This is a genomic window from Dyadobacter sp. BHUBP1, from assembly GCF_050587785.1.
Lineage (GTDB): Bacteria > Bacteroidota > Bacteroidia > Cytophagales > Spirosomataceae > Dyadobacter.
In genome coordinates this window covers 55208-74340 of record NZ_JBOBIH010000005.1, presented here as the reverse complement: position 1 = coordinate 74340, position 19133 = coordinate 55208, and the positions used below count along the sequence as shown (strand labels likewise).

The following is a 19133-nucleotide window of genomic DNA, read 5'->3' as shown; positions in this document are numbered from 1 at the left end:
TGGTATTTCAAAGTCAAAAGGGTCCCATCGAAGGCCAAAAAGCCTTCTTGCAAATGAGCGCGCGGTAAACACGAGCAAAGCGCTGCACTAGCACCTGTCAGCCTGGTGCCCAAGCACGATTGCCGGGCACATTAATCCCGGCCAACAGCGGTCGTCCAAAACAAAGTTTTCGGTTAATTCATGTACAGTCTGGATTGTGAACAAATACTAAACAGTCTTTGATTTATCACTACTTCGAAACATTCTGCGGCTGAGACCTAAAAGTAAAGTATAATTAAACAAACCAAAAGCATTTTTCAATATTTATCTTAAAATACGCCATTCTGTGCTCGAACACACCTCCTCGGGTTTACAAATACTCTATATTTTCGTCCAACGGCACAAAGATACTTGTAAGTTTGTAGAGGAAATTTATCTTAATGTTAATTAATATTTAACTTTCCAAGGCCACTTTCTCGTCTGGCGGCAAACCCTTAAAGCCGTTGCTGCATTGCCCGCGATTGTTAAGTATTTAAGAACAATTAAAACTTCGCATTTCCCTAACAATGGCTTAATACCAGGGGAGCATCTTTGCGGCACTTATGAAAATATTCCGCGTCATACTGCTCGTTTTTGGTTCGTGGCTACTCTGGCTGCTCGTGTCCCAGTTCTTATTCTGCCCTCGTTATCAGTTCAATACCCCTATTCCTTTCGAAGGCTCCGTCCTTTACAATCCCTATGATTCGGTCAGCGGCTCACGCTGGGTCAAATGCAATTTCCACGCGCATTCGCACGCATGGGAGGGCTTAACCAATGGGCATGGGACCGCAGCGGATATCCACAATGCTTACAAAGCGCTGCATTATGGCGTGCATTGCGTATCGAACTATCATCATATAGACACTACCCATTATACTCACGCCAATTATCTTCCGGCGTATGAGCACGGATATAATATCCGGAAAACACACCAGCTCGTGCTGGGAAGCACTGAAATACAATGGCTGGATTATCTTTTTCAGCAGACCGCCCACAACAAGCAGCATGTATTGAAACACCTGTCCGGCCCCGACAACGTGGTGATCCTCAACCACCCGGCACTCAAAAACGGGTATACCACCGAAGACCTTACCCAACTCACGAATTACGATTGCATGGAGGTACTGAACCCCTCGGTGACATCCACAGCTCAATGGGACGCGGCATTGTCGGCCGGTAAGCGCGTATTTATAGTAGGCGACGATGATATCCACGATGTCATTTCAAAAAAACGGCTCGGTACAAGGTGTACCTTTGTGAATGTGAGGAGCAATTCGGCACGCGAGGTGATCCATGCATTAAAAACCGGGCAGAGCTACGGGGTGATCGTCGGCGATAACCAGCGCCACGATGTCATTCCGCAATTGCAAAGCCTCACAGTACGTCACGACACGATCCACGCCCTGATGACGCAAGCAGCCAACGAAGTGACCATCACCGGTCAAAACGGCAAGGTACTCGCACTCGCCCGCCATACCGACCGCATCAGCTACCGCATTACGCCCGACGACCGCTACGCACGCGCGACGTTCAAGTATGCAAACGGCACGGAGATTTTGCTGAACCCTGTGTTTTTCACCCCTAAAAACGGGTACGAGCCTATGCCGGTTTATGAGAATTTCCATGAGACCATGTTTTTCCGGAGCATCGGTACCTGCATTCTGGGCGGATGGCTGCTCCTTGTGGCACGCCTGATGACCGGCCAGCGGCCGCAACGCTACGGACGACGCAGACTGTCATGGTGATAGAGCAGCTCCAAAAACACCCGCTAACCGCATTGGTGATCGTTTTTACGACGATCCGGCTCCTTATCGCCAACCTTATCAACCTCGGCAACGACGAAGTTTACTATTTCACCTACGCCGTGCTGCCCGATTGGAACCATTTCGACCATCCGCCGCTGGTCGGGATTTTTATCCGCATTTTCACCTTCAACCTCCATTGCAACGCGGAAGTATTTGTGCGGATGCCCGGCATTGTGGCCGCAGCTATTAATACCTGGCTCATCGCCGGTTGCGGGACGCTGATCAAAAACCGGAATGTCGGCCTGATCGCCGCCGTGCTCTATAATACTTCCGTTTATACGAGTATTCTTTCCGGCATTTTCATCCTTCCCGATTCAGTGCAGCTTACATTCTGGCTGGCTGCGTTGTATTCCATGCTGAGGTCTATCAAGGCGACAAATCCGTCGGATATCCGCCGGCACCTGCTGCTGACCGGCCTGTGGATCGGCTTAGCGACGATGAGCAAGGTACACGGCGTGTTCCTCTGGTTCGGGTTTCTCGGCTTTATCGTTTTCGATCGCCGCGGCCTGCTTAAAAGCCCCTATTTATATGTATCGGTGGTCATTACCGCATTACTGGCCTCGCCGATTCTATTTTGGAATATAAGCAACGACTTCATTACCTGGCGGTTCCATAGCGAACGCGTGGTGATAGGCAGTGGCGGTATCCATATCAAATCCTTTTTACGGACAACCATCGGCCAGGTTTTGTATGCTAATCCGTTTCAGATAGTCATATTTATCTTAATGGGTAAAACACTGGTACGCAGGGGTTCCGTTATCTCCGCCACAGCTGCTGACGCAACCTCGGCGGCATTGTTATTGTGGTGCAGTTTACCCATCATTCTCTGTACTACGCTCGTTTCGCTTTTTCGCGACACCTTGCCGCATTGGAGCGGGCCCGGGTTCCCCGGACTCATGCTGTTAGGGGCAGCCTGGATCGACAAGTTTACTTTCCCAGGGCCCAACAACTCTCCTAAAAAGCTGCTGGCAGGTTCGGTTGGACTGATCTTTTTCGTATTCACAGTCGGGCCGATCCTCATTCGATGCTATCCGGGCACAATGAGCCCCAAACCGTTTCCGCGCACTGGAGCCGGCGATGCCACCCTGGATGTTGCCGGTTGGGAGCAACTATTACCGGCATTTGAAAAGCTCCGCAAAGACTATATTGCCAGCGGCCGAATGCGGCGCGACGCGCCGATGGTTGTGCACAAATGGTTTCCGGGTGCTCACGTCTATTACCATGTCGCATACCCGCTCGGCATGCGTACTGTCGGCGTGGGGAAACTGGAAGATCTTCACCAGTTCGCCTGGCTGAACCAGCTCTACGGGCAGGTCGCTGCCGGCTCCGACGCCTGGTATATCAGCCCGTCCAACAATTTCAACGATCCGGCGGAGCTGTTTGCCGGGCAATTCGAGCGGTTCGAAAAAGCCGGAACGATTACGCAGCGGCGCGACGGGCGGGTAGCGCGATACTGGTTTGTGTATCGACTCAAAAATGCGAAGCGCAGTCTGGGTAGATAATTAACGGCCGGAGATGGGGCTAAAGAACGACAAGTGACTACTTCTGACAATCCCGGCCAATACCGCCCAACGGTGCCATACCGCAATCGGTGGTTGGATCAACAAATAAACTTTCAGCTACATTTTTTCACCTCCATACAACCATTTCCTGATCTTGCGGCCTCTTTGATACGAATACGCTAAAAATCCCCGCATGACTTCGGAAGCCGATCTGATTACTGGTTGCCTTTTAAATGACCGTATTGCCCAGCGACAGCTGTACGACCGCTACAAAAAAGCGATGTACACCCTCGCCTACCGCATTACCGGTGATTTCGACGATGCCAACGACGTCTTGCAGGACTCATTTCTGGAAGTATTCAAGCATTTGAACCAGTTCCGGGGTGAGTCGACGCTCGGCGCGTGGGTTAAACAGATCGTCGTTCGGAAATCGACGAAGAAGAAGCGGCTGGTGATCTGGCAAAATGTGGATGATTATACAGGTGAAGGGGTTGACTGGGGTGAATCGGATATCAATGCAGCACATCTTGAAACAGCGGTTTTATCGCTCCCCGACGGCTTCCGGACCATTTTTGTACTTGCGGAAGTGGAGGGCTACACGCACCGGGAAATCGCGGTGATGCTTAACATTTCGGAAGGCACCTCGAAATCACAATTATTTCATGCTAAAAGAAAGCTCCGTGCGATGCTTTCGGCGAATTGACCTTGATTCTCATGGAAAAGAACTATATAAACCTCCAAAATGCGATCCGTCGCTTCCCGGCCTACGAACCGGGGGACGAAGTATGGAATGCGATTAATGAGAACCTGATGGCGCAACCGCTTCGCGAGGCGCTTTCAGAAATGCCCTCCTATGAGCCGGACGAGAAACTATGGGACCTCATCGACCGCAAAAATACGCAGCAGCAACGCTGGAAATGGGGTTATGCGGCCGCCATGCTCCTGATGGCCGCCGGAATTGCCTGGGTGATGCTGCCGGCGCATTCGGCGGACATTGCCTACTCGCAGGAAACCGTCGATCAACGGCTGCAAATGGATGCCGATTTAAAGACCGATCAGCAGTATCACCGCCTGAAAACCTATTGTGAGACGGAAACGCTGGTATGCCAAAGCACTGAATACAAGTCGCTGCAGCAGGAATACGAACGGCTCAGTTCGGCGTCGGAGCAGCTCGTCCAGGCCATCGGCGATTACAACACCGAACCGGCCCTTCTTAGGCAGTACAATGAAATTGAAAGACAAAAAACGGACATTCTGAATGCAATGGCCAAAATGATTTAAGCACCTGAATAATGAAAATGTATCTCAAAAATATTCGAAAACAAACATTGCCCCTGCTGCTTGCATGGGCGCTCGGGAGCCTGCCTGCGTACGCGCAGGGGAAGTTGCAGGTTGCCACCAAGCGGATCGAAAAAACAGTGAGCGCGCCTACTGTGCGTACGTTGTATATCAGCGCGGAAAAGGCCGACATTGAGATCGCGACCTGGGACAATTCCGACATTACCGTGGTCATGGAACTTTCGGCCCGTCATCCGGACCGCGCTACCGCTACACAGGACCTTTCCAAGTTGCAGTATATTGCCGACCGTAATGGGAAGGACTATTTCCTGCGCAACTATATTGTGCTAAAAGATGGGGAAAGTAAGCCGGTGTCGAATCTGAAAGCGCGGTATACGATCCATTTGCCCGCATCATGCGCCGTCGACCTCAAAAATTCGTTCGGCACGATTATCCTGCGCGGACTGACCAACCAACTGAACCTCAAAGCGGATTTCTGTACAACAAACCTGACTGGATTGAGCGGCAAAGGTGCCCTGCAAACTACATTCGGTGAGCTTTCTGGCAACGAACTGGCAGGGACATTCACCTTTGCGAGCGACCACACCAATGTCCGTCTCGAACAGATCGCCGGGGCCGTCCGGATCGATGCCGCGTACGGAAACGTCGAAATTTTCCCGACGGCGGGCCTCACCAGCCTGGGTATCCATTCCAAAAAGGCGGAAGTGACGCTCCTGGCGAAGAACTGGCAGCATTTCGACTACACCATTAACGGGGCCTATGCCACCATGAAACTGCCTAACGGCTTTAAATGGAAGCGCAATACCGCCGATTTCAAAGAAGCATTTTTTTCCCGCAACCAGCTCGCCAGCGTCGATATCAACGCCGAGTTCGGAAGGGTTACGATTAAATAAAACGGGTGCTTTAACTATTAGCCATGAAGGTAAAATAACCCTCCTCTTTAACCATTTAATACCCTGACAAACAACCGCCTATCGATAACACATTTACCACTTTAAACCTGATCCAACTGTTATTCGATGCAAAAAGGCGTATTGTTTGCCCTGCTCCTGCTGGTTTGCTCTGCTGCACGCGCGCAGGATACCGTGAGCGTATCCTATTCCGAAGAAACCGACACCCTGGTAAAACAGCGTTTCCTGGACCGGTACGAGAATGTTTTTATGACCAAAGTGCCGACACGGCATAAGGTCAAGATCGGATTATCTCAATACTACCAGGCAGTAGCCTTCCCGTTGCAGGATGATAAAATACTGAATAACACATCATTGCAACTAGGATATGAATTCAAATTCCTACCCGCCTTTTCAATCGCATTGGCAGGCCACATGCCTTTTTTTGATCTAAATTTTCCTGTGAGAGAACTTGTTCAATACACAGTAATGGATGCTCAGCTCCGATGGTTTGTTGGAATGGGAAAGCGGATAAAGAAAGGGCTTAGTGCCAATAATTTCAGCGGAAACTATATTGGCTTCTTTTACAATGTCCCGGGTACCGTCGATCACTATGACCCCAAAATTGGATTGAGGCTGGGTATTCAAAGGCGATTTCTTCACCGCGGATTTATGGATTTCAGCTTCTCAATTCACCGGGAAGTTGATAAAGTTGAGTGTTCGACACAGGCAATTCTGGGCATTGCTTTCGGTGACTGGAAAAAAATCGAGAAAGCTCCGCTTTGTGATATTCTTCTTTGTGACGAACAAATTCACAACCAATGGAAAGTACGGTTACCTGAGATTACTGTGGGTTATTACCTCAACAGACTAAAAGCAGGCGTTGCATTCGAACAAAAGATATCCAGTTGGCCCGTAAGCCTCAATTTTCAGCTGGACGCGGCGATGAACAACGGGTTCAATTTTTTGAGGCGGAAAAACAACCTTTACGGCGTTGAAAGGGACTACCAGCACCTTTACTCCCGCGAGAAAATTGTTTCATTCTCGGTTCAACCCAGATACTACGCTTTCACAAAAGCTCAGCAACTCAGGGGCAAAAGCCGCAACGGATTGTCCGGATTGTATGCGGGCTTAAATACCCAATACTATTATTACAAAGGTGACCACGGAGACCCCTATCGTGACAACATTCACAGCGAAGATAACGTAATCAATATCGGTCCATTAATCGGATTTCAGCTCCGGCTCTTCAATCATGGCTATTTCGATTGCAATACTTCCTACAATTTTCAGGATTATCTAAAAAGTACTCAAACAGATTTTGGATTCCGGACGAATATCACTTTAGGCCTGGCCTTTTGACGCTCCCCTTGACAATTATTTTCACGAAACAACAATCCCATGACACGCACTGCGAAAATCTGGGTGGGCATCGCTTTGCCTGTCGTTATCGCCCTATCGCTCCTGATCCGGCACAGAATCGCGGATGTGCCGGCACAAAGTGACCTGCACGAAAAGTACCAGGGCGTCCGGATCCAGATCGGACAACAGCTTACGAGGCTCAGACGTGAATTGGGGACAAAACAAATACACCACTCTCAAAACACCACACTTGAAATAAGAAAGCTCTGGAGCGATCGCGACATGCTCTGCTACATCATCAATGGCAAAAAAAGCCTTTTTCAGTCTGATAGCCTTATTAAACTGGAACGACTCATAGACCACACTGCTCCATTGACGACCGTATTCAAAGAAATCGAACGAGTTGAACAAATCAATGATACCGACTAGCCATCACCGCCATGAAAAACAAAGAAAACTTCACCAATACATTGCAAAATGTAAAAGAATACCTGACAATCCTGACCATCCTGACACTCGCGACACTTACCACTTCCTGCGATCAGTTTGAATTCAGCCCCAACCAATCTTTCGATCATTCCAGCCCTTCCAACCTGAATGCGCAAAACCTGGCCCGCCTCCGCCGGAACGCCGAAAATGACACCGTTACCATCGTTTTTGCCGGCGACACCCAGCGATGGTATGATGAACAGGAACGGTTTGTAAAGAAGGTGAACAGTCTCGAAAGCGTCGACCTGGTACTGCTGGCCGGCGATATTTCTGATTTTGGATTATTACAGGAATTCAAATGGGTGCAGAAGCGGCTGTCCGCGCTGCGGGCTCCGTACTTCGGCATTATCGGCAATCACGATATGGTAGCGAATGGCCGGCAAATCTTCCAGCAGATGTTCGGGCCATTAAATTACTCCTTCGTGTACGGGGGTATCAAATTCATTGCCCACAATACCAACGGACTGGAAGCACCCGGCGAAAATATACCCGACATCGGCTGGCTCGCGCACGAATTGCAAAATGCCGAGGGGGCCGATTATCTTATTACCATTTCCCACGTGCCGCCGTTCAATGCAGTGGAATTCGGCACCGAATCAGTGAAACCTTATACCGACCTGTTACAAAACACGCCCAACTTACTGCTCTCCCTGCACGGCCATGTTCATCAACACCAGGATTTCTATCCATTTGGGAATAAGGTGCATTACATGACCAGTTTTTCCTTTGGGCAAAGCGCTTTTGTCCTGCTCCAAATCTCTAAAGGCAAAGTTCTGAAATCCATTATCGACTACTGACATGATGAGAATGCTCGCATGGGCGGCGCTCCTTGCAGCGGGAGCAGCCAGCACTTCGTACGCCCAATTCGCGAAGAAACTGGTTCCGGATTTTGCACAAATCCAATATGCCGGCAGCAACGGCTGGATAGGCCTCGGTGCCGGGTATGAATTCTTCCACCGGCACTTGCGCACCAACCTGCAATACGGATATGTGCCCCCGGCCAAGGGCGGTCCCCTGCATCTATTCTCCGGCGCTATCTTTTATCAGCCGGTACGCATCCGATCAGGTTCCCATTTCCAGATCAACCCGCTCGACTTTGGATTTAAAGGCAGCTATCAATTCGGCAACGACTACTTTTTCAAGCTCCCCTCACGCTACCCACCTAACTACTACTGGTGGAAACCCGCGTTTCGCCTGCATTTGGCAACAGAATCCTCCCTGACCTACAAATTGCGCTCCAATTCCGGGATCCGCATGTTAAGCGCCTACCTTGAATTCAACACGAACGACTTGTACCTCGTCAGCTATGTGCTCAATGCAGGTTCGCTGGGAATCAGGGAAGTCGTAAAGGCCGGTATCGGTCTAGGGTTGGGATTTTAGGCAGGTAGAGACGCCGGTTTTCTGCTTTATTATACATTAACCCGCAAAGTCGCACCGGACTGTTATCTTGCGGTATGTCCGATACAACAGCCATGAAATTCATCGACTACACCATTTCGACACCGACCTCAGCCGACTATCCGGTCCTGATCAATATCTGGGAAGCGGCCGTCCGCGCTACCCACGATTTTTTAAAAGATGAACATATCCAGCATTTTAAACCGCTTATTCTGAATCAGTATTTCGACGCCGTCGATCTTTTCTGCGTCCGTGACGAATCCGGCCGGATAATGGGTTTCATGGGGCTTTCCCCAGAAATGGTTGAGATGCTGTTTGTTCATCCCCATTACTTCGGCAAAGGCATTGGCAAAAAACTGATGGAATACGCAGTGCAGAAACGGTCGGTCCGCAAAGTGGATGTGAACGAGCAGAACCCTGATGCACTGGCATTCTATCAGCACCTGGGTTTCGAAGTAAAACGCCGCTCGCCACTGGATAGCTTGGGATTGCCGTTTCCTGTTTTGCATTTGGAATTGCCCTAGGATCATTGGTTGATTGCCGGTTGAGAATCCGATAAACCACCAGAGGAACAAAATTGTTAAATTGGTATCGCTTATCAACCAGCTATGCTATGACTATCCATGAACAGATCGTGCAGGATGTAGAAACAGTAACCCAAGATACTCTTCTTAGGTTGAAACTGTTCGATTTCCTGCAATTCCTAAAAGCTACTTTACCGCAACAGCCCAACAGAGACAAAATACTGTCCCACGCCGGAACTATTGACGATAACGAAGCAAAGGAAGTACTGAGAATCATCCACGACGAGTTCAACAGAATAGACGGTGAATGGCATTAAAACAGATTGCAATCGACACCAACATCGCTATTGAAATATTAAACGGTAATGAAAATACATTGCAAGTGCTATCACAATACGATATTATTGCCTTGCCTGTAACCGTGTGCGGCGAGTTGATTTACGGTGCAAAAAACTCCCGGAAAGCCCGAAGCAACCTCGATCGGTACATATCATTCATAAATGCATGTGAAATCCTAGACGTTAAAACGCCTGTGGCTTCTGAATATGCTTCAATCAAATTAATTCTAAAGGAAACCGGACATCCGATTCCTGAAAACGACATTTGGATAGCTGCCGTCTGTCAATCTCACGACGTGCCGTTACTTAGCCGCGACAGGCATTTTTCGTATATTTCAACTTTACATCTTCTCGATCTCTGACATGAGCCGACAATTACTTTTACCGCTTGTCATCTTCGCCATTACCGCCTGTCAACCCCAAGAAACCCGGCAGGAAACACCGGCGACGGCAAGCTCGAACAACGAAAGCCTCGTCAAACAATACTTTGAGCATTTCAACAACCACGACTGGCAGCAAATGGCCGCGATGTATTCCGACACTGCCGACTTCAAAGACCCATCCCTCGGCGAAGGCATCGTTACGCAGACCCACGAACAGATCATCAAAAAATACGGCGAGTTGCAACAGGTGATCCCGGATGTACGCGATAGTGTTATCACAATCTATCCCTCGGGGGACAAACACATGATCGTCGAGTTCGTTTCAACTGGCACTGCGCCCGACAAATCGAAATTTGCGCTGCCTATTTGTACCATTTTCACGATCGAAAGTGGAAAAATCACCCAGGATTTTACCTATTACGACAATTTCAGTGAATAAACAGACAGATCCAATGAGAGTGCGACCAATTACAACGGAAGGACAATACGACAAAATGCTTAAATGGGTCGATAGACAATTCGACGATCCGCCTTGCATTAAAACTGATGCAGGGGCCCATCTTCAAGCCGCACTGATATTGATCAAAGCCTACGAAGATTTTTGTTATCCGATTGGTAATTATGATCATTAAAACTCCCTTTCCTGGTAAGCCAGCCCCTTCCCTTTCTCGCAATAATCTTTCAGACTGAGCAAAAACATAGCCCAATTGTAATTGCACCATTGGTAAAACTCGGTCAGTTCGCGCCAGTTGAAATGCTTTAACACGACTGCGGTGATGCCGTTTTTCCTTTCAAAGAGTTCAAACGACACCCCGGTACCGATCCATTCCGGGTCGGAATGGGTACAGAGCCATTCGATGCGCCTGTTTTCTGAGAGTTCAACAATCTGCATTAAGACGCGGTCGTCGTCGCCGAAACCGAAGTCGGAAATAGCGCCGACTTCGGTTTGAACCGTCAGGTCGGTGGTCCAGACGTTGCCCAGGCCTTCCTGCGTTGTTAATACCTCGTATATCTTTGAAATGGGTGCCTTGATATAGTTGATGTGCTCGATCTTTTCCATGGCGTTTGCTGTTGCGTCGGTGATCGGCAAATCTAGTAGCGGCGGCGATGCCATGCATTGGGGAAACGGGACATTCGAGGGGTTAACCGGGACAAATGGTTCCCCACGAATGCCTCGCGCGGCTATTTCCCGCCCCGCAAATACTCCGCCGTCAGCGACTCCTTCGATTTGAGCAAATCGGCCGGGGTACCTTCGAATAGTATCTGGCCGCCTTTGTGACCACCCTCGGGACCGAGGTCGATGATCCAGTCGGCGTGTTTCATGACTTCCGTATTGTGCTCGATGACAATCACAGAATTACCCTGATCGACCAGATGGTCGATAATTTCGAGCAAATGGCCGGTGTCCGACATGTGAAGGCCGGTGGTAGGCTCGTCCATCACATAAATCGTGCCATTTTTATGCAACTCGCCCGCCAGTTTGATGCGCTGGCATTCACCGCCCGATAATGTGCTCAGCGGCTGCCCCAGCGTGAGGTAATTGAGCCCTACCTGATTCATGGCCGTCAGTTTGTGGACCACTTCTTTGGTTTTAAAAAATGCCAGTGCTTCCTCCACCGGCATATCCAGCACGTCGGTGATCGACTTGCCATTGACCTTATATTCCAGTACCTCCGGCTTGAAACGCTTGCCTTCGCAGGTTTCACAAACCGTTTTCACTGGTTCCAGAAATGCCAGGTCGGTAAATATAAAGCCGAGCCCCTGGCATTCGGGACAAGCTCCGTCGGAATTAAAGCTGAACAGTGACGCGCTTACTTTGTTGGTTTTGCCAAACAGCTTGCGAATGTCATCCATAATACCTGTATAGGTCGCGGGATTGGAACGAATGGAAGTACCCACTGCCGACTGGTCGATCACGATCGCTTCCGGATGCTGCAAGAGGAACACCCCATTGATGAGCGAGCTCTTGCCCGAGCCCGCCACGCCCGTCACGACCGTAAAAACGCCCGTGGGGATGTCCACCGACACATTTTTAAGGTTATGCAGTCGGGCATTCTTTACTTTTAACGCACCGGTTGGCTTCCGGAATGTCGATTTGACCTTTAAATCCCGGTTGATAAATCTGCCGGTAAGCGTCGGCGCTTGAAGGAGGCCTTTATAGTCGCCTGAATAGACGATCTCGCCGCCACCACTGCCGGCTTTGGGCCCCACATCTACAATATAATCTGCGACGCGGATTACATCGGGATCGTGCTCAACCACCAGTATCGTATTGCCCTTGTCACGAAGCTTTTGAAGTAACTCATTCAGCCTGTGCACGTCGCGCGGGTGCAGGCCGATGCTGGGTTCGTCGAAAATGTAGGTAATGTCGATCAGGCTGCTGTTCAGATGCTTCACCATTTTAATGCGCTGCGATTCGCCGCCGGATAATGTACCGGTTTCACGGTCGAGGCTCAGGTAGCCCAGGCCAATGTCGACCAAATGTTCCAAACGTTCGGTCAGGGTGTCGATCATCGGTTTTGAAACCGGATCTTGGATCTCCCGAATGATTTTGACCAGCTCCGAAACCTCCATCGCCGACATTTCGGCAATGTTCAAACTATTAATGCGGCTCGCAAGCGCCTTCTCGTTCAGGCGCGCGCCCTTGCACGCGGGACAATCACCCATTTTCAGGAACCGTTCCACTTTTTTGACCGTCTTCTCCGAAATCTCGCTGCTGTCTTTCTGAATGTACAAACGGTTGAATTTGTCTACCAGCCCTTCGTACTTCGTATCGAAAGTCATACCATTGTAGTTGGATTCGTAGGTCCCCTTTCCGTACAGCAGCGTATGCATTTCCTCGTCGGAATAATCTTCCAGCTTTTTGTCATTATCCAGCATGCCGGAAAAAGTGTAGGCCTTCCAATACCAGGTTCCCACGGCGAAAACCGGAAAGAGAATCGCCCCTTCGTTAAGCGACTTCGTAGGATCCAGAAATTTCTCAAGGTCTATTTCCACTTTTTTACCCAAACCATTACATACCGGGCACATCCCGGCAGGGTCGTTGAAGGAGAATGCATTGGAAAAACCGGCGTGCGGCTGGCCCAATCGGGAGAATAGCAGGCGCAAAACGGCCGAAATATCGGTAATAGTACCCATGGTCGAGCGCGAATTGCCGCCAAGCCGTTTCTGGTCGATGACAATGGAGGTGGAAAGGTTTTCGATGGCGTCGGCCTCCGGCTGGCTGATGCGCGGCAGCCGGTTGCGGATAAACATGCTGAATGTTTCGTTCAACTGGCGTTGCGCCTCGGCGCCGATGGTGTCAAAAACAATGGAGGATTTTCCCGAACCGGAAACACCGGTAAAAATGGTGATCTTGCGTTTGGGAATGTCGAGTGAAACATTTTTGAGATTGTTCTCCCTGGCACCGCGAATGCGGATGTACTCCTGATGACTCATGATGTTGCGGTCTGGATGATGAAATGTAATGAGTGAATGATTGAATGACTGAATGATTGAATAAATGGTTCTATTAGCAATCTTCGGTCGGTGAATTTCTATGGAATATTAGTTCTATCAAAATTCACCCATTAAAATTATTTACACATTCACTCATTCAAAATTCAATCATTCAGTCACTCACTCATTCAAAATTCAGGAAGCATTGGCCGCCGAAAAAATCCACTGCACCGCATAACGGTCTGTGAGTGTGGCCCATTGGCCCCGGAGGATACCAGCGGAAAGTGGTGCGGTCACTTCGCCGTTGCGCGCCAGTTTCCTGAACACCGATTGCAACTGCTCCGGAGCCGTAATGCTGATCCACAGCGAAATACTGTTACCGGAAGCTACCCCTTCCTCACCGCCCAGGTCGGATGCAAAAAGCCGGACGTGCTCCGACACCAGGCTCGCGTGCAATACCAGCTGCCTGATTTCCTGAGGAAACTGCTTCCCGCCGGGCGTATCGCCCAGGTATGTGAAGTGCAGCTCCCCCCCGAAGCACGATTGGTAGAAACGCATCGCCTCTTTGCAATTGCCGTTGAAGGTAAGGAAGGGGTATATTGCCATTTTATATTTTATTGATTATAAGCGCGTTCCATTTCAGCAATATCGAGTTTCTGCATGCCCATTACTGCCTGAAACATTTGTCCCGCGCGTTTTGGATCACCGTTGGTCAACCGCTCGGTCAGCATGGCGGGGACGATCTGCCACGATAGCCCGAATTTGTCTTTGAGCCAGCCGCATTGGCTTTCCTGGCCGCCGTCGGCGGTGAGTGTGTTCCAGTAATGATCGATTTCTTGCTGGTCCTTGCAAGTGACAAAAAAGGAAACCGCCTCCGTGAACTTGAACATCGGCCCGGCGTCGAACAGATGTAACGTAAGACCGTTGATCTCGATGACACCCATCATGACCTGGTCGGCTGGCATGTGGCTGCCTTCGCCCCATCTTTTCAGCTGTTTGATCCGTGAATTCGGGAAGAGGCTGGTGTACAGGTTCATCGCTTCCTCTGCCTGGCCATTGTACCAGAGAAACGGGATAATGCCTTGTGTGGTTGACAATTCGCTCATTGTTTGGATTGTTGAAGGTGAATGGTTTGGATAAAAACGGTTTTAGTTTGCTGATGATTGACATTACAAATGTCGCGGGTTATAGGAAAATAAAAGGGGTGTAAAAGCGCCTAACCAAAGGGGTAAAAATGCCAACTGAATATTTTTCTATATTTACGTCTTCTAAATCCAAAATCGTCATGAAACATATCTCGGTATATGTCCCCCAGTGCTCCTACATCGAAGCGGTTTCTCCTGCTTACCGGCTTTTCAACACGGCCAATGATTTTTTGAGGGCATCAGGGAAAGAGCCCAAATTCAATGTGGAATTTGTAGGATTGAACCACGATATCAAAGCCCAGGATGGCGAATATACCATTCGTATCAACAAGCTGCTGAGCGAAGTAGATAAAACCGACCTCGTGATCATCCCCGCATTATGCGGTAACCTGCGCGAGTCCGTCGAGCTCGACAGGCCTGCCATTCCGTGGATGCTTGAAATGCGTGAAAAAGGTTCAGAAATCGCATCGCTATGCCTCGGCGCGTTTCTGCTGGGTGCTACCGGCCTGCTGGACGGCAAAAAATGCTCCACGCACTGGGCTTATTATGAAGAATTTAAAGAAATATACCCGCAAATCGAAGTCGTGGATGGTACCATCATCACCGACGAAGGGAAGGTATATTCCAGCGGCGGCGCCAATTCGATCTGGAACCTGCTGATCTATATTCTCGAAAAATACACAAGCCGCGATATTGCCATCCTGGCGGCCAAATACTTCGCCATCGACATCGATCGCGACAACCAGCGCGCCTTCACGATTTTCAAAGGCCAGAAAAACCACAACGACGACGGTATCCTCGCCGCGCAGGATTATATCGAAAAGAACTACACCGAAAAACTGACGATCGTAGAACTCGCCGATATTGCCAGCGTGAGCCGCCGCAGCTTCGAGCGGCGCTTCAAGAATGCCACCAACAATACCATCAACGAGTACGTGCGCCGCGTGCGCGTGGAGGCGGCCAAGCGCAGCTTCGAGGTGTCGCGTAAGAACGTGACCGAGGTGATGTACGATGTGGGTTATACCGATACGAAGGCATTCAGGGACGTTTTCAAAAAGGTCACGGGCCTGACACCTATTGAATACCGGAACAAATACAGCAAGGATAATTAAGAGCGGCCGACAAGCCGCTTTTTTTATCGAACGGCATTGCGCTAATCATTTGTTTTTCAACACAAAACAATGATTTACCGGTAGCTCATTTTATTTGCTCGCTCTTTTCCAAATGCGCACTTTTGCACCGCCAATTTAAAAATCGAACCAATTTATCGTCATGTCAAAATCCATTTTGATCATCGTGCTCGCCTGCATGATAGGTTCTGCGCACGCACATTCCATTGTACCAGCTATGACCAGTAAAATCGCCTACACTGAAACCGTCGACTGCGGCAGCGTTTCCCTGATTGATATTTTCAGACGCGCCCGCCTGTGGGTGAGCCAGTCGGCGCCGGACAATAAGACCCTGGTCGACGACAAGGAAACGGGCGACCTGGTGACGCAGGGGCACATTACCATCACGATTCCACGGTCGGAAAACAGTGCGGGTGGTGTTTACAGATTCAACTATGTACTTTCCGTTGAATGCGCCAACCGCAAATACCGCGCTTCGCTGGCCAATGTTGAATATCTGGACGGAAACGCCGGACGTTCTGTCCCTCTGGAAGTTTTCAGCCAGAAAAACGAAAACAAAGCCGCTGCTTCGGAGCTCGATGCCAAACTCAAAGCATTACTCGCCGATTTGCAATCGAATGTGAAGGACTACAAGCCGTTCTGAACATGAACACCAACCGCATTACTACGTTTCTCCTTGGTCCCGAACTTTCCTGGCTGGTGATGTACGGACTGACGTTATTGCTCGTTGCGCCCAACCGGCCCGCCACCGAAGCAGGTAACATCCGGCTCGAAAGCCTCGCCTGGTACGTACTCTTCGCGGCGATTGTTCTCTCGTTTTTGCCGCTCCGTTGGTCGCCAATGGGACTGGGCTGGTCCATGCTGCGTATAGGCATCGCCGGTTTAGTGGGAATAACCTCTCTCGCGACCGCATTTTGCGCCGCCATCGACTACCACGATTCCCGGAACTCGGGCGTAGGTACATTATGGATGATGCTGGTGATTTTCGGGGTTATCTTCCTTTTCCTCGGCATGATCGGCGTGAGTCTTTACATCAAATTCAAGTCTTAATATTAAAGCAAATGGTCGACGAAGTCCCTTCTCCGCAAAATACCTACACTGTCCGCTTCGGCGCCTACGAAGTACGCATGAGCCATTGGATCACCGAACCTGCCATTATAAAGGTTGCTACCAACCAGATGATATTCGATATGCCCTCTACCTGGAGCTGCGACGAAGCCAAGTGGATCGACGATAACACCGTCGAACTCAAAACGCGCTTGTACCCGGGCCGCGAATATTGTGATCTGGTCCTCGATCTCAAAGCCGGCACCGGCAAGGCCGTACGAGGCAGCTACCCGTTTGCAAATTCAATGAACAAGCCGCCACGGGAATTCGAGGGCAGTTTGCAGGAGATCTATCGCTGGCTCTAACATTTCGGAACCATGGAAACTACCAGCAAAGGGGTACCAGGCTTTGAACTGTTCGTTCTGCTCTTCTTTACAATCGGCGCGGTGTTTGCCGTGATATCGTTTTCAATCTACCGCAATAGCCGCAACCTGATTGAGAACGGCATTGAAGCCAAAGGCATCGTGATCGACCTGCACCGTTTAAAACCACGTGAATATCCCCTGGCACCATCGATCCGATACATCAAAAGGGACGGCACTCCGCACGTTTTTCACAGCTCGGAAGGCCGCAACCCGCCCGAATACCAGATTGGAGAAGAAGTGACATTATACTACGACCCGAAAGACCCCGATAATGTGCACTTAAAAGGCAATTACCTTTTTGTATATGTATTTGCCGGAATGGGCGCTATGTTCTGGCTGTTTTCGATCTGGTACGTCGGCTCGGCTGTGAAAGCGATATTTCGCTGGCTTTTCAATTGATACACAACAAAAAAAGGACGTCTTCGTGGACGTCCTTTCTTGTTGTTGTATGTCATTCACTAAGCCAAAAGCGGCTTTACCACTTTACCGTGGACGTCGGTAAGACGGTACCGCCGACCCTGATGCTTGAATATCAGCTGCTCGTGATCGATGCCCATCAAATGCATGACAGTTGCCTGGAAATCATGCACGTGCACGGGATCTTTGATAATGTTATAACCAAAATCGTCGGTTTCACCGTACACGAATCCTTTTTTCACACCTGCGCCGGCCATCCATATTGAAAAGCTGCGCGGGTGGTGATCGCGGCCGTAGTTGTCGCGGGTCAGTTTGCCTTGTGAATAAGCACCGCGGCCAAATTCGCCGCCCCAGACCACGAGGGTCTCATCCAGCAAGCCGCGTTGTTTCAAATCGTTGATCAATGCGGCCGAAGCCTGGTCTACGCTTTTGGCCATGATCTTGATGTCATTCGGAAGGTTACCGTGCTGGTCCCAGCCCTGGTGATACAGCTGCACGAATTTCACATCCTTTTCGATCAGCTTCCGAGCCAACACGCAGTTAGCCGCGAACGTACCGGGCTTGCGGGAGTCTTCACCATACATATCGAAAATATAATCCGGCTCTTTGGAAATATCCATGGTTTCGGGCACGGCCGTTTGCATGCGGTAGGCCATCTCATACTGCGCCATCCGGTAGTTGATCTCCGGGTCAAGCAATTTTTCGAACTGTCCTTGTTGCAGTTTCGCGAGCGAATTCAGCATGCGCCTGCGACTGGTACGGTCAATTCCCTCCGGATTATTGAGGTAAAAAACAGGGTCCGGGCCGGAACGGAACACCACGCCCTGATGAATGGACGGCAAAAAACCATTACTCCATAGCTTGGCATACAATGGCTGGTCGCCGCTGCGGCCTTTGGAAAGCAGCACCACGAACGAAGGCATATTCTGGTTATCGGAGCCCAGCCCGTAGCTCACCCACGATCCCCATGAAGGTCTGCCGCCCTGTTGGCTGCCTGTTTGGAAAAACGTGACGGCCGGGTCGTGATTAATGGCCTCGGTAAACATCGAGCGGATGAACGTAACATCGTTCACAATGCCCGAGGTGTAGGGCATCAGTTCACTGATCATCATATCGTTATCCCCATACCGCTGGAATTTGTATTTCGAAGCGGCCAGCGGAAAACTGCTCTGTCCGGCTGTCATACCCGTCAGGCGTTGCCCCTTCCGCACTGATTCGGGGAGATCCTTTCCCCACATTTCTTCCAGTTTAGGCTTGTAGTCGAACAGTTCGAGCTGCGAGGGCGCGCCGCTTTGGAACAAGTAAATAACACGCTTGGCTTTCGGCGGGAAATGCGGGTGCCCGATCGGCAGCCCGGCAGCTTCGGCTCCCTTTTCTCCTACCTTTTTAGCCAACGAATTGTCTGCATTCAAAAGCGATGCCATCGCTGCCGCACCCAGTCCCAGACTCGTTTTCGATAGAAAATTACGCCTGCTCAATTGTTCATGGACATGGTTTTCAAGTTCTCTGTAAAAGCTCATTGC

23 protein-coding genes are annotated in these 19133 nt (G+C 50.0%); 18 read left to right on the top strand and 5 right to left on the bottom strand.

Features of this window, described 5'->3' with window-relative positions; genetic code table 11:
• The first annotated feature begins 581 nt into the window (after nt 1–581).
• From ACQ4MZ_RS20230 to ACQ4MZ_RS20170, 13 genes are all read left to right on the top strand, one after another.
• A complete protein-coding gene (locus ACQ4MZ_RS20230; RefSeq protein WP_430847852.1) occupies nt 582–1763 on the top strand; it encodes a hypothetical protein in 1182 nt (393 codons plus the stop codon).
• Nucleotides 1688–3325, top strand: a complete 1638-nt coding sequence (locus ACQ4MZ_RS20225) for an ArnT family glycosyltransferase (protein ID WP_430847850.1) — start codon at nt 1688–1690, stop codon at nt 3323–3325. Before ACQ4MZ_RS20230 ends, ACQ4MZ_RS20225 begins: the two co-directional genes overlap by 76 nt.
• Before the next feature lie 193 nt (nt 3326–3518).
• Nucleotides 3519–4028, top strand: a complete 510-nt coding sequence (locus tag ACQ4MZ_RS20220; RefSeq protein WP_430847848.1) for an RNA polymerase sigma factor — start codon at nt 3519–3521, stop codon at nt 4026–4028.
• Nucleotides 4029–4039: 11 nt separating this feature from the next.
• On the top strand, nt 4040–4606 hold the full coding sequence (locus ACQ4MZ_RS20215) for a hypothetical protein (protein WP_430847846.1): 567 nt from the start codon (nt 4040–4042) through the stop codon (nt 4604–4606).
• Nucleotides 4607–4617: 11 nt separating this feature from the next.
• Complete coding sequence (locus ACQ4MZ_RS20210; RefSeq protein WP_430847844.1) at nt 4618–5517, top strand: hypothetical protein; 900 nt, start codon at nt 4618–4620, stop codon at nt 5515–5517.
• 126 nt (nt 5518–5643) lie between these two features.
• Nucleotides 5644–6876 carry a hypothetical protein gene (locus tag ACQ4MZ_RS20205; protein WP_430847842.1) on the top strand — a complete coding sequence of 411 codons (1233 nt, stop codon included), beginning with the start codon at nt 5644–5646 and terminating at the stop codon, nt 6874–6876.
• Between the two features lie 39 nt (nt 6877–6915).
• Nucleotides 6916–7305, top strand: a complete 390-nt coding sequence (locus ACQ4MZ_RS20200; RefSeq protein ID WP_430847840.1) for a hypothetical protein — start codon at nt 6916–6918, stop codon at nt 7303–7305.
• 11 nt (nt 7306–7316) lie between these two features.
• A complete protein-coding gene (locus ACQ4MZ_RS20195; protein WP_430847838.1) occupies nt 7317–8162 on the top strand; it encodes a metallophosphoesterase family protein in 846 nt (281 codons plus the stop codon).
• Between the two features lies 1 nt (nt 8163).
• Complete coding sequence (locus ACQ4MZ_RS20190) at nt 8164–8745, top strand: hypothetical protein (protein WP_430847836.1); 582 nt, start codon at nt 8164–8166, stop codon at nt 8743–8745.
• Nucleotides 8746–8819: 74 nt separating this feature from the next.
• Entirely contained in the window at nt 8820–9287 is a 468-nt protein-coding gene (locus ACQ4MZ_RS20185; RefSeq protein WP_430847834.1) for a GNAT family N-acetyltransferase, read from the top strand.
• An 89-nt stretch (nt 9288–9376) separates the two neighbouring features.
• Nucleotides 9377–9604, top strand: coding sequence for a hypothetical protein (locus tag ACQ4MZ_RS20180; RefSeq protein WP_223405718.1), 228 nt, complete (start codon nt 9377–9379; stop codon nt 9602–9604).
• Nucleotides 9595–9987: a type II toxin-antitoxin system VapC family toxin gene (locus ACQ4MZ_RS20175; protein ID WP_430847832.1), complete on the top strand. Its 393-nt coding sequence runs from the start codon at nt 9595–9597 to the stop codon at nt 9985–9987. The genes ACQ4MZ_RS20180 and ACQ4MZ_RS20175 overlap by 10 nt, the downstream gene beginning before the upstream one ends.
• A 1-nt stretch (nt 9988) precedes the next feature.
• Entirely contained in the window at nt 9989–10447 is a 459-nt protein-coding gene (locus ACQ4MZ_RS20170) for a nuclear transport factor 2 family protein (protein WP_430847830.1), read from the top strand.
• Between the two features lie 189 nt (nt 10448–10636).
• On the opposite strand, the gene ACQ4MZ_RS20165 is transcribed toward ACQ4MZ_RS20170, so the two are convergent.
• From ACQ4MZ_RS20165 to ACQ4MZ_RS20150, 4 genes are all read right to left on the bottom strand, one after another.
• Nucleotides 10637–11068: an SRPBCC family protein gene (locus tag ACQ4MZ_RS20165; protein WP_430847828.1), complete on the bottom strand. Its 432-nt coding sequence runs from the start codon at nt 11066–11068 to the stop codon at nt 10637–10639.
• 122 nt (nt 11069–11190) lie between these two features.
• Nucleotides 11191–13446: an ATP-binding cassette domain-containing protein gene (locus ACQ4MZ_RS20160; RefSeq protein ID WP_430847826.1), complete on the bottom strand. Its 2256-nt coding sequence runs from the start codon at nt 13444–13446 to the stop codon at nt 11191–11193.
• A 195-nt stretch (nt 13447–13641) separates the two neighbouring features.
• Complete coding sequence (locus ACQ4MZ_RS20155) at nt 13642–14052, bottom strand: VOC family protein (protein ID WP_430847824.1); 411 nt, start codon at nt 14050–14052, stop codon at nt 13642–13644.
• A gap of 8 nt (nt 14053–14060) precedes the next feature.
• The gene (locus tag ACQ4MZ_RS20150) at nt 14061–14552 is read right to left on the bottom strand and encodes a VOC family protein (protein WP_430847822.1); all 492 of its coding nucleotides are present in this window, start codon (nt 14550–14552) and stop codon (nt 14061–14063) included.
• Nucleotides 14553–14731: 179 nt separating this feature from the next.
• Between ACQ4MZ_RS20150 and ACQ4MZ_RS20145 the strand changes: the two genes are divergently transcribed.
• The 5 genes from ACQ4MZ_RS20145 (at nt 14732) to ACQ4MZ_RS20125 (ending at nt 17592) form a co-directional block, all read left to right on the top strand.
• Nucleotides 14732–15703 (top strand): GlxA family transcriptional regulator, encoded by a 972-nt coding sequence (locus tag ACQ4MZ_RS20145; RefSeq protein WP_430847820.1) that lies wholly within the window; start codon nt 14732–14734, stop codon nt 15701–15703.
• A gap of 160 nt (nt 15704–15863) precedes the next feature.
• Entirely contained in the window at nt 15864–16364 is a 501-nt protein-coding gene (locus tag ACQ4MZ_RS20140) for a DUF4468 domain-containing protein (protein ID WP_430847818.1), read from the top strand.
• A 2-nt stretch (nt 16365–16366) separates the two neighbouring features.
• Nucleotides 16367–16771, top strand: a complete 405-nt coding sequence (locus ACQ4MZ_RS20135) for a hypothetical protein (protein WP_430847816.1) — start codon at nt 16367–16369, stop codon at nt 16769–16771.
• An 11-nt stretch (nt 16772–16782) separates the two neighbouring features.
• The gene (locus ACQ4MZ_RS20130) at nt 16783–17133 is read left to right on the top strand and encodes a hypothetical protein (RefSeq protein ID WP_430847814.1); all 351 of its coding nucleotides are present in this window, start codon (nt 16783–16785) and stop codon (nt 17131–17133) included.
• Between the two features lie 12 nt (nt 17134–17145).
• Nucleotides 17146–17592, top strand: coding sequence for a DUF3592 domain-containing protein (locus tag ACQ4MZ_RS20125; RefSeq protein WP_430847812.1), 447 nt, complete (start codon nt 17146–17148; stop codon nt 17590–17592).
• Between the two features lie 59 nt (nt 17593–17651).
• Here the strand turns inward: ACQ4MZ_RS20125 and ACQ4MZ_RS20120 are convergent, their stop codons facing one another.
• Nucleotides 17652–19130, bottom strand: coding sequence for a DUF1501 domain-containing protein (locus ACQ4MZ_RS20120; RefSeq protein WP_430847810.1), 1479 nt, complete (start codon nt 19128–19130; stop codon nt 17652–17654).
• Nucleotides 19131–19133: the final 3 nt, after the last annotated feature.

What these genes read in the sequence shown, in the direction of transcription:
- ACQ4MZ_RS20140 (WP_430847818.1), top strand. Translation starts at nt 15,864, where the DNA reads ATGTCAAAATCCATTTTGATCATCGTGCTCGCCTGCATGATAGGTTCT.
- ACQ4MZ_RS20180 (WP_223405718.1), top strand. Translation starts at nt 9,377, where the DNA reads ATGACTATCCATGAACAGATCGTGCAGGATGTAGAAACAGTAACCCAA.
- ACQ4MZ_RS20170 (WP_430847830.1), top strand. Translation starts at nt 9,989, where the DNA reads ATGAGCCGACAATTACTTTTACCGCTTGTCATCTTCGCCATTACCGCC.
- ACQ4MZ_RS20135 (WP_430847816.1), top strand. Translation starts at nt 16,367, where the DNA reads ATGAACACCAACCGCATTACTACGTTTCTCCTTGGTCCCGAACTTTCC.
- ACQ4MZ_RS20155 (WP_430847824.1), bottom strand. Translation starts at nt 14,052, where the DNA reads ATGGCAATATACCCCTTCCTTACCTTCAACGGCAATTGCAAAGAGGCG.
- ACQ4MZ_RS20210 (WP_430847844.1), top strand. Translation starts at nt 4,618, where the DNA reads ATGAAAATGTATCTCAAAAATATTCGAAAACAAACATTGCCCCTGCTG.
- ACQ4MZ_RS20215 (WP_430847846.1), top strand. Translation starts at nt 4,040, where the DNA reads ATGGAAAAGAACTATATAAACCTCCAAAATGCGATCCGTCGCTTCCCG.
- ACQ4MZ_RS20230 (WP_430847852.1), top strand. Translation starts at nt 582, where the DNA reads ATGAAAATATTCCGCGTCATACTGCTCGTTTTTGGTTCGTGGCTACTC.
- ACQ4MZ_RS20120 (WP_430847810.1), bottom strand. Translation starts at nt 19,130, where the DNA reads ATGAGCTTTTACAGAGAACTTGAAAACCATGTCCATGAACAATTGAGC.
- ACQ4MZ_RS20165 (WP_430847828.1), bottom strand. Translation starts at nt 11,068, where the DNA reads ATGGAAAAGATCGAGCACATCAACTATATCAAGGCACCCATTTCAAAG.
- ACQ4MZ_RS20125 (WP_430847812.1), top strand. Translation starts at nt 17,146, where the DNA reads ATGGAAACTACCAGCAAAGGGGTACCAGGCTTTGAACTGTTCGTTCTG.
- ACQ4MZ_RS20220 (WP_430847848.1), top strand. Translation starts at nt 3,519, where the DNA reads ATGACTTCGGAAGCCGATCTGATTACTGGTTGCCTTTTAAATGACCGT.
- ACQ4MZ_RS20175 (WP_430847832.1), top strand. Translation starts at nt 9,595, where the DNA reads ATGGCATTAAAACAGATTGCAATCGACACCAACATCGCTATTGAAATA.
- ACQ4MZ_RS20200 (WP_430847840.1), top strand. Translation starts at nt 6,916, where the DNA reads ATGACACGCACTGCGAAAATCTGGGTGGGCATCGCTTTGCCTGTCGTT.
- ACQ4MZ_RS20145 (WP_430847820.1), top strand. Translation starts at nt 14,732, where the DNA reads ATGAAACATATCTCGGTATATGTCCCCCAGTGCTCCTACATCGAAGCG.
- ACQ4MZ_RS20130 (WP_430847814.1), top strand. Translation starts at nt 16,783, where the DNA reads ATGGTCGACGAAGTCCCTTCTCCGCAAAATACCTACACTGTCCGCTTC.
- ACQ4MZ_RS20195 (WP_430847838.1), top strand. Translation starts at nt 7,317, where the DNA reads ATGAAAAACAAAGAAAACTTCACCAATACATTGCAAAATGTAAAAGAA.
- ACQ4MZ_RS20185 (WP_430847834.1), top strand. Translation starts at nt 8,820, where the DNA reads ATGTCCGATACAACAGCCATGAAATTCATCGACTACACCATTTCGACA.
- ACQ4MZ_RS20190 (WP_430847836.1), top strand. Translation starts at nt 8,164, where the DNA reads ATGATGAGAATGCTCGCATGGGCGGCGCTCCTTGCAGCGGGAGCAGCC.
- ACQ4MZ_RS20150 (WP_430847822.1), bottom strand. Translation starts at nt 14,552, where the DNA reads ATGAGCGAATTGTCAACCACACAAGGCATTATCCCGTTTCTCTGGTAC.
- ACQ4MZ_RS20205 (WP_430847842.1), top strand. Translation starts at nt 5,644, where the DNA reads ATGCAAAAAGGCGTATTGTTTGCCCTGCTCCTGCTGGTTTGCTCTGCT.
- ACQ4MZ_RS20225 (WP_430847850.1), top strand. Translation starts at nt 1,688, where the DNA reads ATGGCTGCTCCTTGTGGCACGCCTGATGACCGGCCAGCGGCCGCAACG.
- ACQ4MZ_RS20160 (WP_430847826.1), bottom strand. Translation starts at nt 13,446, where the DNA reads ATGAGTCATCAGGAGTACATCCGCATTCGCGGTGCCAGGGAGAACAAT.